14 protein-coding genes and 1 tRNA gene are annotated in these 14177 nt (G+C 63.9%); 6 read left to right on the top strand and 9 right to left on the bottom strand.

Translation table 11 applies throughout. The features are described from left to right. The first annotated feature begins 96 nt into the window (after nt 1-96). Nucleotides 97-918 (top strand): flagellar biosynthetic protein FliO, encoded by an 822-nt coding sequence (locus NYR54_RS04445; protein WP_261514351.1) that lies wholly within the window; start codon nt 97-99, stop codon nt 916-918. A gap of 16 nt (nt 919-934) precedes the next feature. Here NYR54_RS04445 and glmU read toward each other — a convergent pair whose 3' ends face one another. Together glmU and NYR54_RS04435 are read right to left on the bottom strand one after the other, a co-directional pair. Further along, complete coding sequence (gene glmU / locus NYR54_RS04440) at nt 935-2296, bottom strand: bifunctional UDP-N-acetylglucosamine diphosphorylase/glucosamine-1-phosphate N-acetyltransferase GlmU (RefSeq protein WP_261514349.1); 1362 nt, start codon at nt 2294-2296, stop codon at nt 935-937. A 94-nt stretch (nt 2297-2390) separates the two neighbouring features. After that, nucleotides 2391-3128, bottom strand: coding sequence for a cytochrome c biogenesis CcdA family protein (locus NYR54_RS04435; protein ID WP_261514348.1), 738 nt, complete (start codon nt 3126-3128; stop codon nt 2391-2393). 332 nt (nt 3129-3460) lie between these two features. Between NYR54_RS04435 and NYR54_RS04430 the strand changes: the two genes are divergently transcribed. The 4 genes from NYR54_RS04430 (at nt 3461) to speE (ending at nt 5393) form a co-directional block, all read left to right on the top strand. Continuing rightward, nucleotides 3461-3536: transfer RNA gene (locus NYR54_RS04430), tRNA-Lys, on the top strand. A 133-nt stretch (nt 3537-3669) separates the two neighbouring features. Then, the gene (locus NYR54_RS04425; protein ID WP_261514347.1) at nt 3670-3939 is read left to right on the top strand and encodes a hypothetical protein; all 270 of its coding nucleotides are present in this window, start codon (nt 3670-3672) and stop codon (nt 3937-3939) included. Nucleotides 3940-4062: 123 nt separating this feature from the next. Beyond that, on the top strand, nt 4063-4536 hold the full coding sequence (gene speD / locus NYR54_RS04420) for an adenosylmethionine decarboxylase (RefSeq protein WP_261514345.1): 474 nt from the start codon (nt 4063-4065) through the stop codon (nt 4534-4536). Further along, nucleotides 4533-5393, top strand: coding sequence for a polyamine aminopropyltransferase (speE, locus tag NYR54_RS04415; protein WP_261514343.1), 861 nt, complete (start codon nt 4533-4535; stop codon nt 5391-5393). The genes speD and speE overlap by 4 nt, the downstream gene beginning before the upstream one ends. Nucleotides 5394-5399: 6 nt before the next feature. On the opposite strand, the gene NYR54_RS04410 is transcribed toward speE, so the two are convergent. The 7 genes from NYR54_RS04410 to pcsA all read right to left on the bottom strand — a co-directional run bounded on the left by NYR54_RS04410 (nt 5400) and on the right by pcsA (nt 12659). Further along, nucleotides 5400-6044, bottom strand: a complete 645-nt coding sequence (locus tag NYR54_RS04410; protein WP_261514341.1) for a glutathione S-transferase family protein — start codon at nt 6042-6044, stop codon at nt 5400-5402. 115 nt (nt 6045-6159) lie between these two features. Beyond that, a complete protein-coding gene (locus tag NYR54_RS04405; protein WP_261514339.1) occupies nt 6160-7230 on the bottom strand; it encodes a BMP family ABC transporter substrate-binding protein in 1071 nt (356 codons plus the stop codon). 64 nt (nt 7231-7294) lie between these two features. After that, nucleotides 7295-8209 (bottom strand): ABC transporter permease, encoded by a 915-nt coding sequence (locus tag NYR54_RS04400; RefSeq protein ID WP_261514338.1) that lies wholly within the window; start codon nt 8207-8209, stop codon nt 7295-7297. Beyond that, nucleotides 8202-9305, bottom strand: a complete 1104-nt coding sequence (locus tag NYR54_RS04395; RefSeq protein WP_261514336.1) for an ABC transporter permease — start codon at nt 9303-9305, stop codon at nt 8202-8204. Before NYR54_RS04395 ends, NYR54_RS04400 begins: the two co-directional genes overlap by 8 nt. After that, nucleotides 9302-10885 (bottom strand): ABC transporter ATP-binding protein, encoded by a 1584-nt coding sequence (locus tag NYR54_RS04390; RefSeq protein ID WP_261514335.1) that lies wholly within the window; start codon nt 10883-10885, stop codon nt 9302-9304. Before NYR54_RS04390 ends, NYR54_RS04395 begins: the two co-directional genes overlap by 4 nt. An 80-nt stretch (nt 10886-10965) precedes the next feature. Continuing rightward, nucleotides 10966-11940, bottom strand: coding sequence for a quinone oxidoreductase family protein (locus NYR54_RS04385; protein ID WP_261514333.1), 975 nt, complete (start codon nt 11938-11940; stop codon nt 10966-10968). After that, nucleotides 11937-12659 carry a phosphatidylcholine synthase gene (gene pcsA, locus NYR54_RS04380; protein WP_261514332.1) on the bottom strand — a complete coding sequence of 241 codons (723 nt, stop codon included), beginning with the start codon at nt 12657-12659 and terminating at the stop codon, nt 11937-11939. Before pcsA ends, NYR54_RS04385 begins: the two co-directional genes overlap by 4 nt. Before the next feature lie 289 nt (nt 12660-12948). On the opposite strand from pcsA, the gene NYR54_RS04375 reads away from it, so the two are divergent. After that, a complete protein-coding gene (locus NYR54_RS04375; protein WP_261514331.1) occupies nt 12949-14166 on the top strand; it encodes a UbiH/UbiF family hydroxylase in 1218 nt (405 codons plus the stop codon). Nucleotides 14167-14177 lie beyond the last annotated feature (11 nt).

Below are 14177 nucleotides of genomic sequence, written 5' to 3'. Positions count from 1 at the left end.
CCGCTGTGTCCCGTTTGGCTCATTCCGGCTTGCCGCCTCGGCCTCTCATGCCTAGTCTAACCTCTTGAGCCAGACAGATGTATCGGAGAGTGGCAAATGGGCGAATGGCTGGGAGATTTTGGTGGAGGCAGCTCGGCCTCGGCGGCGTTCTGGGTCGCCGCCGCGCTCGTCCTTCTCCTCGGCGTGCTCATCATCGTACGCATGATGCGGAATCTGTCCTCGGGCACCTTCATAGCAGGTGGCCGCAACCGGCCGCCGCGGCTCGCCGTGGTGGATGCGGCCGCGGTCGATAATCAGCGGCGGCTGGTGCTTGTGCGGCGGGACGATGTGGAGCACCTCATCCTGATCGGCGGGCCGACGGATATCGTGGTGGAACAGCACATAGGCGCCGCCCCTGCCCGCGCGGCCTCCGAAGCACAACCCGCCGCGGAGCGGGCGCGCGCGCCGCAGCCGGCAGCACCGGTCCGCCGCTCCCAGCCATCCGATATTACGGGAACGCAAACGGCCTCAGCACCGCGGCCTGAACCCTCCCTTACCCGCTCTGAACCATGGCCAGCCGCTTCCCCGGCGCAGCCCCTGCGGAACGACCGGATTGCGCCCGCACCACGCGCGGAAAGCCAGGTGCGCACAGGCTCAGAAGCCGGCCTACCCGTTGAAAAGCCCGCGGCTCAGAGGCGGCAGCCGACGCCGGCCGCGCCGGCCGCTCCATCCGTCGCGGCGTGGAACAACCGGGGAGAGGAGGAGACCGTACGCCTTCGCAATGAGGACGTCTCGCTGCATACCGTCAGACCCGCGGCTGAGGCGTCCGCTCCCGCGGCAGCACCCGCACGGCAGAACCGCCAGGAAGAGTTTTCTATCGAAGACGAGATGAGCCGCCTGCTCGACGATCTGAGCGAGGAGCGTAAGCGGGAAGGCTAAGCGGCAGAGCGGCTGCTTACCGCTTGCGCGCCGAAAGCTTTTCGCGCAGAGCTTTTCCTCGGCCCTCATAGGTCGTCTGCCGCGCGCGGCCGAAGGCCAGCGCATCGTCGGGCACGTTCTGCGTCAGCACGCTGCCCGAGGCCACATAGGCCCCGGTGCCGACCGTGATCGGCGCCACGAGCGAGGTATGCGTGCCGATGAAGGCGCCTGCGCCGATTTCCGTGCGGTGCTTGGCGTAGCCGTCATAATTGCAGGTAACCGTTCCCGCCCCGATATTGGCGGCGGCACCGATCGCGGCATCTCCGATATAGGACAGATGCGGCACCTTGGCGCCGGGCCCGACCTCGGCATTCTTGATCTCGCAGAAATTGCCGACCTTCGCCTTCTCCTTGATTGCCGCCCCGGGCCGCAGTCGCGCGAAGGGGCCGATCAGGGCGCCGCTTTCTACGGTGGCCCCTTCCAGATACGAAAAAGCATGGATGCGGGCGCCGCTGCCCACCCGGACGCCCGGCCCGAACCAGACATTAGGCTCCACCACCGTATCAGGTCCGATTTCCGTGTCGTGGGAGAGATAGACGGTCGCCGGGTCCACCAGCGTTACGCCGGCCAGCATCAGTTCCCGCCTGCGCCGCGCCTGCCAGACGGCCTCCGCCTCCGCAAGCTGCGCGCGGTTGTTGATGCCGAACGCGCTCTCGGGGCTGATCTCGGTGGCGACCACAGGCAGGCCCCGGCTGTTGGCGATCTCGACAATGTCCGTGAGATAGTACTCGCCCTTGGCATTGCCGTTGCCGACGGCCTCGAGCAGCGCCAGGGCGCTGCCGCCGGCGACGGCCATGATGCCGCTGTTGCAGAAGGCGATCTTCCGTTCCTCGTCCGAGCAGTCCTTCTCCTCCCGGATCGCCGCGAGGCGCCCCTCCTTCTCGATCAGCCGGCCATAGCCGGAAGGGTCGGACGGGCGGAAGCCGAGCACGGCCACAGCGGCTCCCTCTGCAAGCCTGGCGCGCGCCTCAATGAGGGCCGCCGACTCGAGCAGCGGATGATCGCCAAAGGCCACAAGCACGTCGTCATAGCCGCGCGCGATGGCCGCGCGTGCCGCGAGCACCGCATGCGCCGTGCCAAGCCGCTCCGTTTGGACGAAGAACTCCGGCGCCGGCGCGCCGCGCAACGGAACCTCCGAGAGCGCCGCCCTCACCTGCTCCGCCCCGTTGCCTACCACGAGGGCCAGCGCGTCGGCACCGGAAGCATCTGCTGCCGCCATCACATGGGCAGCCATGGGAAGCCCGCCGACCGGGTGCAGCACCTTCGGCAGCGAACTCTTCATCCGGGTGCCCTCACCCGCGGCAAGGATGATGGCGAGACAGCTGCGTTTCTTGTTCATGGGCGCCTTCCGCTTCAACAGGATGGTTCGGCAACAAGGCAGTAGGGCAGCGGGGCGGCCGCCGTCAATGCGTCAGGCCTTCCGTCCCGACTACTCAGCCCAGCATTCCCAGCGCCGGGAAGGTTTCCAGAAGCCAGTAGGCCATGGACTGCATGCCGCCCGTCAGGAAAAGCACGCCGGCCAGAACCAGCATGCCGCCGATCGCCTTCTCCACGCGGCCGAGATGCACGCGGAAACGCTGCAGGAAACGCATGAACGCGCCGGAAAAGAGCGCCGCCACCAGAAAGGGAATGCCCAGACCGGCGGAATAGACGGCGAGCATCAGCGCGCCCTCGCCTACCGTCTCGCGCCCGCCCGCCAGCGTGAGAATCGGGCCCAGGACGGGGCCGATGCACGGAGTCCAGCCGAAGGCGAAAGCGAGTCCCATGATGTAAGCGGCCGTCAGGCTGGCGGGCTGGCCGCCCGCCTGGAACCGCACCTCCCGCGACAGGAGAGGTATGCGCATCACGCCCAGGAAATTGAGGCCCATCAGGATGATGACCACCCCTGCCGCGATCGCCAGTTCCTGCTGCCATGCACGCAGCAGCGCGCCAATGGTGGAGGCGCCCGCACCGAGCGCGGTGAAGACGGTGGCAAAGCCAAGCACGAAGGCGAGCGAGGCGGCAAGCAGCGGCAGCCGCGTGCTCCGTGCTCCATCGGGCTTGCGGAAATCCTCCACCGAGACGCCCGCCATGTAGCACAGATAGGGCGGCACCAAGGGCAGCACGCAGGGCGAAAGGAAGGAGAGCGCCCCCGCGAAAAGCGCGCTGGTGTAGCCGATATCGATCGCCATGCTTTGCTTCAGGCTCCTGATTGACGACTTTCAGGCGGCATATAGCCGTATGCCCCTGCCCTCTCCAATCACCATCTCGTGGCATACCGCCGCAGCGTGCACTGCGCTCCCGTGCACATCACAAACATTGCGGTCAGATGCACATCACAGATTTTTTACGAGCTGCGAACATGCACAGCACCACCGCTGCCGCACAACCGCTCTACCGCATATTGCTTCACCGTGATGGTCTTCCGGTATTTCTGGGCACATCGCGACGGCTTTTGCGGTTGACCGCCGGGAGGCGGCTGACTATGTTCCGCCGCAATTTCGCCGGCCCATTTTGCGCAGGCGAGCGCGTAGCTCAGCCGGTAGAGCAACTGACTTTTAATCAGTAGGTCCTGGGTTCGAATCCCAGCGCGCTCACCATAAGTGCTTGATTTAAAATGATAAAATAGCTTGCCTATAAGAAGCCGGCTTGCCGCCGCTTAGCTTCCCTGCCACATTGACGCAATGGAGCGCTCAGACTCTAATGGGCAGGACAAAGCCTGGAGTAGCTCGCATGTCGCCGCTTCGTCTTGCCGCTGCCATTGGCCTTCTGACGTTGGTCGCCGGATGTGCGACGATCACGCCCGAGCAGCAGCGCGCCATGGACGAGGAGGAATGCCGCTCCTATGGCTTCCGTCCGGGAACCACCGGCTTTGCCGAATGCCTGCAGCGAATCGAGCTTGATCGGAGAGCGGAACGCCGGGCCAGAATGATCGCCATGGACCATTGGCTGGAGCCCAGAGTTGTCTATCGCCCCATTATCGTGAGGGCGGAGGACGATTAGGCGGAGAGCGGCCAAAAGAATCTCGGCCTGGCGGCCTTCAGCCTGTTGTCAACGCGGCAAACATAACTATATAGGTCGCTCTTCTGAAAAGAAACGCCACATCTGCTGGTTGGAGAGGACGCCATGGTTGACGACGCCCTTTTCCAATTGGGGATGGATTCAGCGCGTCTGAACACCGCCCAAACGGAAGAAGAGGTTACAACGCGGCCTTATGTGCCGGAGTGCAACGATCACTTTATAGAAAGGGACGGCGTCGTGTGCGCCGGCGAGCATCTGATCATCGATCTGTTCGATGCGGAGCGGCTCGACGATCTGCCCTTTATCGAGCGAACGCTGATCGAATGCGTTCGGGCGGCGGGTGCCACGCTTCTGCACATCCACCTTCATCCCTTTGAGCCCAATGGGGGGGTGAGCGGGGTCGCGGTGCTGGCCGAAAGCCACATTTCCATTCACTCCTGGCCCGAGCGCGCCTATGCGGCGCTCGACGTCTTCATGTGCGGCAAGGCGCAGCCCAGGCGCTGCGTGGACGTGCTGAAAGCGGCCTTCCGGCCGGGGCGCATAGAGGTGAAGGAGCTTCTGCGAGGGCAAGGGGCGTGAAGAAGACCGTTACGGAGACACTGCACGACGGCGTACAGCTTTCGTTCGCGGTGGAAGAGGTACTCCACGAGGAGGCAACCGGTCATCAGCGCCTGCAGCTCATCCGCAATCGCCGTTTCGGCAAGGTGCTGCTGCTCGACGGCGCGGTGCAGGTCACCAGCGCCGACGAGTTCATGTATCACGAGATGATGGCGCATGTGCCCCTGATGGCTCATGGCGATCCCGCCGATGTTCTCATCATCGGCGGCGGGGATTGCGGGCTTGCCGAGGAGGTGCTGAAGCATCGCCGGGTGAAATCGCTGACGCAGGTGGAAATCGACGCCTCGGTCGTAGATTTCGCGCGCCAACACTTCGGTGAATTCAACGCACCCGTCTTTGACGATCCGCGCTTTTCTGTGGAGATCGGCGACGGCTCCGCCTTTGCCAGGGAGACGGACCGTCGCTTCGACGTGGTGCTTGTGGATTCCACGGACCCGGCAGGGCCGGGTGCGGTGCTTTTCACGCGCGAATTCTATGGCAATCTGAAGCGCATCCTGAAGCCGGGCGGCATTGCCGTCACCCAGAACAGCGTTCCGTTCCTGCAAAAGAACGAATTCGTGGCAGGTTTCGGCGCACTGGCCTCCGTGTTTCCGGTCGCCCGGCCCTATGTGGTGGCCGTGCCGACCTATTTCGGCGGGTTCATGACGCTCGGCTGGGCAAGCGACAGCGAGCAGGCGCTTCAGGTGGACCAGAAAACGCTCGAGGAGCGGGCGGCGGGGATGGAAACCCGCTACTACACGCCCGCTCTCCATCAGGCGGCTTTCGTGCTGCCGCGCTACATCGCGGATCTGGCGGAAAAGGCTCGTAAAGGCGTCTAGCTACCTCTACGCCCGTCCCGCCATGATCTTCTGGAGGGTCGGAATCTCCGCAGCCATTGCCGCGTCCCGCTCGGCGGTCAGTCTGAACGCCGGGCGGTCGGTCGTCCGTGCGACATAGTCGCGGAAAACGGGCCGTTCGGGCAGGGCTTTCAGCACATTCATCACGTAGTTGATGCCGCCCCCCAGGATCACGTCGGCAAGCGTGAAGCGCTCGCCCGCTGCCCAGGGATTCTCCGAAAGCTTGCGCTCCAGATAGGCGACCATATCCTCGTAAAGGCCGAAGGGATAATCGTTGCTGACGTAGCTGAGGCCCTTCACCTTCGCGCAGACGACGGGATCGAACACCGCGTCGTGATAGACGAGCGTGCTGATGTAGGCCGCCCGATCCGGGTCTCCGATGGCGGGCGCTAAACCCTTCTCGGGGAATACGTCGCCCAGATAGATGGTGATTGCCGCCCTTTCGGTGACAACCTTCCCGTCATGCACGATGGCCGGTACCTTCTTGTTGGGCTGGATCTTCCGGTATTCCTCGGGAGCGCCGCCCTCGCCGCGTATGTCGACGAGTTCCATTTCGTATTCCAGGCCCAGCTCCTCCAGAAGCCAGAAGATCGTGGACGAACGGGACCAAGGCGCGTGATAGAATTTAAGCATCGTCCTCTCCTCTTTTCGGATATGGACATGCTAGCAGGGGCCTACTGACAACAGCCTGTCAGTAGCGATGACAGGAGGGCGGTTTTGGACCGCCCTCCCCGCCGCCTGAAAGGCGTCAATTCGGCAACTGGTCGTCGATGCCCTCGACATAGAAGTTCATGCCGAGAAGGGTGGCATCGTCGGCCACCTCGCCGGCGGCAAGCCAGGGCGTGCCGTCCTGCCTGTTGATGGGGCCGGTGAAGGGATGGAATTCGCCCGAACGGATCTTTTCCTCGGTCTCCTCTGCCAGCGCCTTCACCTCGTCCGGCATGTTCGCGTAGGGCGCCATCACCACATGGCCCTCGGCAAAGCCGCCCCAAACGTCAGACTGCTCCCAAGTGCCGTCCTGCACGGCTTTCACACGCCTGATGTAGTACGGGCCCCAGTCGTCCACGATCGAGGTGAGCTGGGTTTCCGGCCCAAACTCGATCATGTCGGAGGCCTGTCCGAACGCCTTGATGCCGCGCTCGGCCGCCACCTGCATGGGCGCCGTCGAGTCGGTGTGCTGGGTGATGATGTCCACCCCCTGGTCGATCAGCGCCTTGGCCGCGTCGGCCTCCTTGCCCGGATCGAACCAGGTGTTGGCCCAGACGATCTTCACCTTGAAGTCCGGGTTGACGGACTGTGCGCCCAGCATGAAGGCGTTGATGCCCATCACCACCTCGGGAATGGGGAAGGAGGCGATGTAGCCTGCAACGCCGGCCTTGGAAAGGCTCGCCGCGATCACGCCCTGAACGTAGCGACCTTCATAGAAGCGCGAATTGTAGGTTGAAACGTTCGGATGCTCGCGCTTGTATCCCGTGGCGTGCTCGAACTTCACGTCCGGGAACCTCCCAGCCACCTTGTTAGTGGGGTCCATGTAACCGAAGGAGGTAGTGAAGATGATGTCGCAGCCGGAACGGGCAAAACGCTCGATGGCGCGTTCGGCGTCCGCGCCCTCCGGCACGCTTTCCAGATATGCCGTCTCGACCGTGTCGCCGAGCTCTTCCTCAAGCTGCAGAACACCCTGATGATGCTGATAGCTCCAGCCGAAGTCACCAATGGGCCCCACATAGATGAAGCAGGCCTTGGTCTTGTCCTGCGCAAGCGCAGCACCCGGTAGCGCCAGGAATGCGGATGCCGCTAAGGCCAGCATTTGTCGTTTCATGTCATCATCCTCTTTCGGTTTGCTTCTTTTGCATCAAGCTTCCTCCCCACATCCCCTGCTGCACTCAGCGGTCCGGAACGAATGGCTGTCCCAAGGAAGCCGGTGTGTTCATCATCGTCAGCCGCCTGTTACGCGAGATCAGGACGAGGACGACGATGGTCGCCAGATAGGGAAGCGAGGAGAGGAACTGAGAAGGGATGCCGACGCCAAGCGCCTGGGTATGAAGCTGGCCGATCGACACCGCGCCGAACAGATAAGCGCCCACCAGAAGCCGCCACGGGCGCCAGGACGCGAAGACCACGAGAGCCAGCGCGATCCAGCCGCGGCCCGCAGTCATGTTCTCCACCCATTGCGGCACATAGACGAGTGACAGATACGCCCCGGCAAGCCCCGCGCACGCACCGCCGAACATGACGGCCAAATAGCGTATCGTGATGACCCTGATGCCAAGCGCGTGGGCGGATGCGTGATTGTCGCCCACCGAGCGCAGTGTGAGGCCCGCGCGCGTACGGAACAGGAACCATACCACCCCCGCGGTAAGCAGGATGGATACATAGAACAGCGGATCCTGCCCGAAAATGAGACGTCCGATATAGGGAATGTCGCTGAGATAGGGAATGCGGATAGCGGCAAGCTTCACGCCCGCGCGCCCGACGAAGCTCTCGCCGATCATGCCCGAGAGGCCGAGGCCGAGCAGCGTCAGGGAAAGGCCCGTCGCCACCTGATTGGTGACCAAGGTGAGCGTCAGGAAGCCGAAAAGCAGGGAGAATGCCGCGCCGACCAGAATGGCCGCCAAGACGCCAAGCCAGGGAGAGCCGGTGGTGACCGCAACGGCAAAGCCCGTCACCGCGCCCATGATCATCATGCCCTCGACACCGAGATTCAGCACGCCCGAGCGCTCGGTCACGAGTTCGCCAATGGCGGCGAGCAGAAGCGGCGTGGCCGCCGTGGCGATGGTGATGAGAATGTCCTCAAACATCGGCCCGCGCCCCCTCCCCGCGCACGGCCGGCTCGGCCACCAGCCGGATGCGGTAATGTATGAGCGTGTCGCAGGCGAGCACGAAAAACAGGATCATTCCCTGGAAGACCCGTGCCACTTTGTCGGACAGGCCGACGGATATCTGTGCCGCCTCGCCGCCCAGATAGGTGAGCGCCAGCACGAGGCCCGCCGCCACAATGCCGAGCGGGTTGAGCCGGCCGAGAAAGGCGATGATGATGGCGGTGAAGCCGTAGCCGGGCGAGATGATCGGCCGCAACTGACCGATGGCGCCGGAAACCTCGCATATGCCAGCAAGCCCGGCGAGCCCGCCTGAAACCAGGAAACTGAACAGAACCATCTTCTCCCGGGAGAAGCCCGCGAAACGCCCTGCCCGCGGGCTTTGTCCCAGAAGGCGGATTTCAAAGCCCTTCAGCGTGCGCGTCATCACGAACCACAGGACGAGGGCCGCGAGAAGCGCGAAGATGAAGCCCCAATGCGCCCTGCCCGACGCCGGCCAGATCTCAGGCAGGGTGGCGAAGGCGTGGAAGGTGCGCGTCTCGGGAAAGTTGAAGCCGGCCGGGTTGCGCCACGGGCCGCGAACCATCCAGTCGAGGAAGAGCTGCGCCACATAGACGAGCATCAGGCTGGTGAGAATTTCGCTGGTGTTGAAGCGCGCCTTAAGCACCGCGGGGATTGACGCATAGGCCGCTCCGCCGGCGACACCCAACAGCAGCATCAGGGGGAGGACCACCCAGGATTGGAAATCCGGGAACATCACAGGCAGAATGGAACCCGCCATGGCGCCGATGATGAACTGCCCTTCCGCGCCGATGTTCCAGTTGTTGGAGCGGAAGCAGACCGAAAGCCCGACGGCGATCAGTATGAGGGGTGCCGCCTTTACCGCCAGCTCATGCAGCGACCAGGTCTCGTGCAGGGGATCGACGAAATAGTAGTAGAGCGCCTCGCCCGGGTTCTTGCCTAGCGCGAGAAACAGGGCGGCACCCGCGACGAGGGTAAGCCCCAGCGCAATGAAGGGCGAAAGCATACTGAAAAGCGCCGAGCGTTGCGGCCGTTTGACGAGCTCGATGCGCATCACACCGTCTCCTCCAGCGGAAGCCCGGAGGTGGCCTCAGGGCGCGCGCCACCCATGAGCAGGCCTATCTTCTCATATGTCGCCTCGGCAATGGGGACGGGCGTAGAAAGTCTTCCGCCGTGCATGACGGCTATGGCATCGCAGATTTCAAACAATTCATCGAGATCCTGACTGATGACGAGCACGGCCGAGCCGCCCTTGGCGAGATCGACAAGCGCCTGGCGAATCCGCGCCGCCGCCCCCGCATCGACGCCCCAGGTGGGCTGATTGACCACCAGAACGCGCGGCTGACGGTCGAGCTCGCGACCAATGACGAATTTCTGCAGATTTCCGCCCGAAAGCGCTGTCGCCTCCGGGTCCTCGCTGCCCTTGCGCACGTCCATCGCGGTGGAGACCCGCTTGGCGGCGCTGGCCACCACCGCGTTGCGGATGATGCCGAGGCGGCCAAGGAAGGCGCGCGCATCGGTCCGGTAGCGCGAAAGAAGCAGGTTCTGCGTCAAGGTCATGAACGGGGCCGCCGCATGGCCGAGCCGTTCCTCAGGCACGAAGGCCGCGCCCATAAGCCGTCGGCCGGTGATGTCATGCCGCCCGGCAGCGTGACCGCAGATCCGCACGGTATCAGCACTTTCCTGCAGCGCCTCTCCGGAAATCGCCTCGAAAAGCTCGCCCTGTCCGTTGCCGGCAACACCCGCAACGCCGAGGATCTCGCCCGCGTGCACCGTCAGCTCGATTTCCGACAGGGACACGGCGAAGGGATGCCCGGCCTTGCGATTGAGGCCGCGTACTTCCAGCAGCGCCTCCCGCGTGGCTGCGGGCTTGTCGCGCACCACGACCGGCACATCACCGCCCACCATCATGCGTGCGAGCGAAGCGGCCGTTTCGCGGCGCGGATCGGAATGCCCAACCACACGGCCCCCGCGAAGCACGGTGGCGCGGTCGCAAAGGCGCTTCACCTCCTCCAGCCGGTGGGAGATGTAGAGGATGGAGCGGCCCTCGGACCGCAGCGTCTCCAGGGTATCGAAGAGCTTGTCGGCTTCCTGCGGTGTCAGCACCGAGGTCGGCTCGTCCAGAATGATGAGCTCGGGGTCCTGCAGAAGGCAGCGGATGATCTCGATGCGCTGGCGCTCGCCCACCGAAAGATCGCCCACATGGGCCTGCGGATCAAGCGGCAGCCCGTAGGCGCGCGAGAGCTCCCGCGCGCGGGCAGCCACGGCGCTGACGGGAGCAGGATCGTCCAGCGAGAGGATGATATTTTCCGCCGCCGTCAGCGCATCGAAGAGGGAGAAGTGCTGGAACACCATGCCGATGCCGAGGCGGCGAGCTTCCCCGGGGCTGCGGATGGCCACCTCCTGACCTTTCCAGCGGATCGTTCCGGCGGTCGGCTCCAGCGCGCCGAACAGCATCTTGACCAGTGTGGACTTGCCCGCGCCGTTCTCGCCCAAGAGGGCGTGGATTTCACCGCGCCGGATTTCAAGATCGATGGAATCGCAGGCTTTGAGGGTACCGAAAATCTTCGACAGCCCCCGTACCTCCAGCAGCGGCTCGGCCGCCGCGTCGCCCGTTGAGTCCACGACACCTCCCATTTCAGCGCCGTTCTTCTGTGTTCTTCCTCGCCATCGTAGGCGCGCGGTTTTGCGATGCAACAGATTTTGTGTGGAATACCCTACGGGATAAGCACCGTCGTGCCGGTGGTCTTCCGCCCTTCCAGATCCTGGTGCGCTCGTGCCGCTTCCGACAGTGGATAGCGCTGGTTGATCACGATCTTCACCACTCCCGATTGGACCATGGCGAAAAGTTCGCGTGCTGCTTCTTCAAGGTCGCTGCGTGCCGCGATGTAGGTGAAAAGAATGGGCCGCGTTGCGAAAAGCGACCCTTTCTGGGACAGTAGACTGATGTTGAAAGGCGGCACCAGGCCGGAAGACTGGCCGAAGCTCACGAACATGCCGAGCGGCCTCAGACAATCGAGAGAGCCCGGGAACGTGTCCTTGCCGACGGAGTCATAGACGACGTTGCATAGTCGGCCTTCCGTCAGCTCGCGTACGGCCGCGACGAAATCCTGCTTCGTGTAGTCGATCACGTGATCGAAGCCGTGAGCACGAGCAAGCTCGATCTTTTCCTGAGAGCTTGCCGTGCCGATCACCGTCGCGCCCAGATGTTTGGCCCACTGGCCGAGGATGAGCCCGACGCCACCCGCGGCCGCGTGGCAAAGAATCGTATCGCCCGGCTTGACGGGGTAGGTCCGGCGCAGGAGATACCACACCGTCATGCCCTTCAGCATCATGCCGGCGGCCTGTTCGTCCGAAATGGCGTCCGGCACGCGCACCAGACGGTCGGCCGCGATCACCCGACGCTCCGCATAAGCGCCGCCGCCAGCCACACAATAGGCAACGCGGTCGCCCGGCTTCAGCCCCTCGACGCCCTCCCCCACGTCGAGCACGACGCCTGCCGCTTCCGCGCCCGGGATGAAAGGCGTCTGCAGCGAGTAGAGACCTTTGCGCTGGTAGACATCGATGAAGTTGAGGCCGATCGCCTTGTGCTCGATCAGTGCCTCGCCCCTGCCCGGTCTGCCCGGATCGGCGTCCTCCAGACGCAAAGCCTCGGGACCGCCAGCTTCGTGTACGCGAATTGCCTTCGTCATCCAGCCCTTCTCCCCAGTTGCGGCATCGCCTGCATGATTGCGCCGATGCAGTAGAGATAGAGTCCCGTCACGCCAACGCCCGCCTTTACGGCGGCATGCGCTTCAAGGCCCTGCAGAAGGGCCACGAGCCCGAAGGCGCACCAGGCCAGGAAAATACCGAGATTAAGCGGCCGCAGCCGTTTCACGCGCACGGGATGCAGAAAGTGGAGCGGTGTGAATGTCAGCACGGCCGAGATCACGACCACTGCAAAGGAGACATATTCGCCGGGACTGATGACAAACAGGGTGAAGACGATCATGTTCCAGACGACCGGGAAGCCTTTGAAGAAGTTCTCCGCCGTCTTCATACCCGTGTCGGCGTAATAGATGGCGCTCGACACCACGATGATGGCCGCCGACAGGAACGACAGCCCCTCGCCCATGAAGCCGCTCTGATAGAGGGCGAAAGCGGGGATCAGCACGTAGGTCACATAGTCGATGATGTTGTCCAGCGTGTCGCCCGACCAGGTCGGCAGCACATGCTTCACCTCGAGCTTCCTGGCGATGGGCCCGTCAATGCCGTCCACCAGCAGGGCAAGCCCCAGCCACCAGAACATGGCCGTCCAGCGTTCCTCGCTTGCGGCGACCAGCGAAAGGAAAGCCAGGAAAGAGCCGGATGCGGTCAGCAGATGGACCGAGAAGGCCTTTGCCTGAGGGGCCGTAACCTTTTTTCTTTTCATAAAAGCGCTTCCGCTGGGCGGGTTCACGAAAGGAGCACCCTGTGGCGGCCCGAACCGGAGCGCCCTTCCATCGCCTCGCCAAACTCCACCTTCCCCCTCATTACCTTCCTCTTCTGGTTCTTTTCGCGCGTCATTATCACGACCGCGCGGCTCAGACAGCATAAACAGGCGAAGGGTGTGGAAAACAAGATCCCCCGAGTGCGGTGCTCCGCAACCCTTTGCCGCGCCCGCCGACATTGAACCATGGGACCGACTGCGATATGTGCCGGATTGCGAACAGGTTGAGACGATGGCGAGCGAAGAAAACGGCAGGGCGACGATCCTTGTTGCCGGAACCGGCCCAGCCGGCCTCTCCGCAGCGCTAGCGCTTGCCGGGGCTGGTGTCCGCACCGTCCTTGCCGGTCCCCCGCCTTCCACCAGCGACAAGCGCACCACCGCATTGATGCGGCCCGCGGTCGCGTTTCTGGAACGGCTCGGCCTCGGGCGGGCGCTGGGCCCGGACGCGGCCGCGCCGCTTGCCACCATGCGCATCGTCGATGCAACAGCGCGGCTTATCCGCAGCCCGGCGGTCACCTTCAGGGCAGCCGAAATCGGCGAAGACTATTTCGGCGTCAATATTCCCAACGCGGTGCTGAACGCAGCACTGGCTGACGCCGTTCGCGCCCGGGGCGATATTGTCTGGCATGAGACCATGGTCGAGGAGTGGCGTCCCGAAGCCAACGGCGTCGAGGCCAGGCTGGCCGACGGAACGGTGGTGCGTGCTGCTCTGGCGGTTGCCGCCGATGGGCGCAACTCGCCCGCGCGAAAAGCGGCCGGTATTTCCGTGACCACACACCGCCTGCCGCAACGCGCACTGGTGCTTAACTTCGCCCATCAGCGCCATCACGACTTTACCTCGACCGAATTTCACACCGAAAGCGGCCCCTGCACGCAGGTTCCGTTGCCGGGCGGTTTCCGCTCCAGCCTCGTCTGGGTCCTGCGCCCCCGGCAGGCGGAGGAATTGTCCGTACTTGACGATGATGTCCTGTCCAAGCGCCTCGAAGCGCGCATACAGTCCTTCCTTGGCAAGGTAACGGTCGAGCCGGGGCGGCAAGTCTACCCGCTTTCCTCCGCCCTACCGGCGCGCTTCGCCGCCCGGCGCATCGCGCTCGTGGGCGAGGCGGCGCATGTCTTCCCGCCGATTACGGCGCAAGGGCTCAATCTCGGCCTGCGCGACGTGATGGACTTGGCGAAGGTCATCCGCGCCCATGTGCAGGACCCGGGCTCGCCGGCGGCGCTGCTTCGTTATGACATGCGTCGCAGGCCCGACATTCTGGCGCGTTCCAGCGCGGTGAACCTCGTCAACGCCTCGCTGCTTTCCGGCCTGCTGCCGGCCCAACTTGCCAGAAGCACTGGCCTTGCCCTCCTGAGCAGCCTGCCTTTTCTGCGCGGATTTTTCATGCGGGAAGGGATGCAGCCGGGCAGCGGCTTTGCGGCCCTATTGCCTACCGTCGCGCGTCGTGGCTAATTTGCACCGTT

This window comes from Chelativorans petroleitrophicus, assembly GCF_025398195.1.
GTDB lineage: Bacteria > Pseudomonadota > Alphaproteobacteria > Rhizobiales > Rhizobiaceae > Chelativorans > Chelativorans petroleitrophicus.
This window is presented reverse-complemented; position numbering and strand designations above follow the sequence as displayed.

What these genes read in the sequence shown, in the direction of transcription:
- NYR54_RS04375 (WP_261514331.1), top strand. Translation starts at nt 12,949, where the DNA reads ATGGCGAGCGAAGAAAACGGCAGGGCGACGATCCTTGTTGCCGGAACC.
- NYR54_RS04425 (WP_261514347.1), top strand. Translation starts at nt 3,670, where the DNA reads ATGTCGCCGCTTCGTCTTGCCGCTGCCATTGGCCTTCTGACGTTGGTC.
- NYR54_RS04435 (WP_261514348.1), bottom strand. Translation starts at nt 3,128, where the DNA reads ATGGCGATCGATATCGGCTACACCAGCGCGCTTTTCGCGGGGGCGCTC.
- NYR54_RS04410 (WP_261514341.1), bottom strand. Translation starts at nt 6,044, where the DNA reads ATGCTTAAATTCTATCACGCGCCTTGGTCCCGTTCGTCCACGATCTTC.
- NYR54_RS04400 (WP_261514338.1), bottom strand. Translation starts at nt 8,209, where the DNA reads ATGTTTGAGGACATTCTCATCACCATCGCCACGGCGGCCACGCCGCTT.
- NYR54_RS04390 (WP_261514335.1), bottom strand. Translation starts at nt 10,885, where the DNA reads ATGGGAGGTGTCGTGGACTCAACGGGCGACGCGGCGGCCGAGCCGCTG.
- NYR54_RS04385 (WP_261514333.1), bottom strand. Translation starts at nt 11,940, where the DNA reads ATGACGAAGGCAATTCGCGTACACGAAGCTGGCGGTCCCGAGGCTTTG.
- NYR54_RS04445 (WP_261514351.1), top strand. Translation starts at nt 97, where the DNA reads ATGGGCGAATGGCTGGGAGATTTTGGTGGAGGCAGCTCGGCCTCGGCG.
- glmU (WP_261514349.1), bottom strand. Translation starts at nt 2,296, where the DNA reads ATGAACAAGAAACGCAGCTGTCTCGCCATCATCCTTGCCGCGGGTGAG.
- NYR54_RS04405 (WP_261514339.1), bottom strand. Translation starts at nt 7,230, where the DNA reads ATGAAACGACAAATGCTGGCCTTAGCGGCATCCGCATTCCTGGCGCTA.
- pcsA (WP_261514332.1), bottom strand. Translation starts at nt 12,659, where the DNA reads ATGAAAAGAAAAAAGGTTACGGCCCCTCAGGCAAAGGCCTTCTCGGTC.
- speD (WP_261514345.1), top strand. Translation starts at nt 4,063, where the DNA reads ATGGTTGACGACGCCCTTTTCCAATTGGGGATGGATTCAGCGCGTCTG.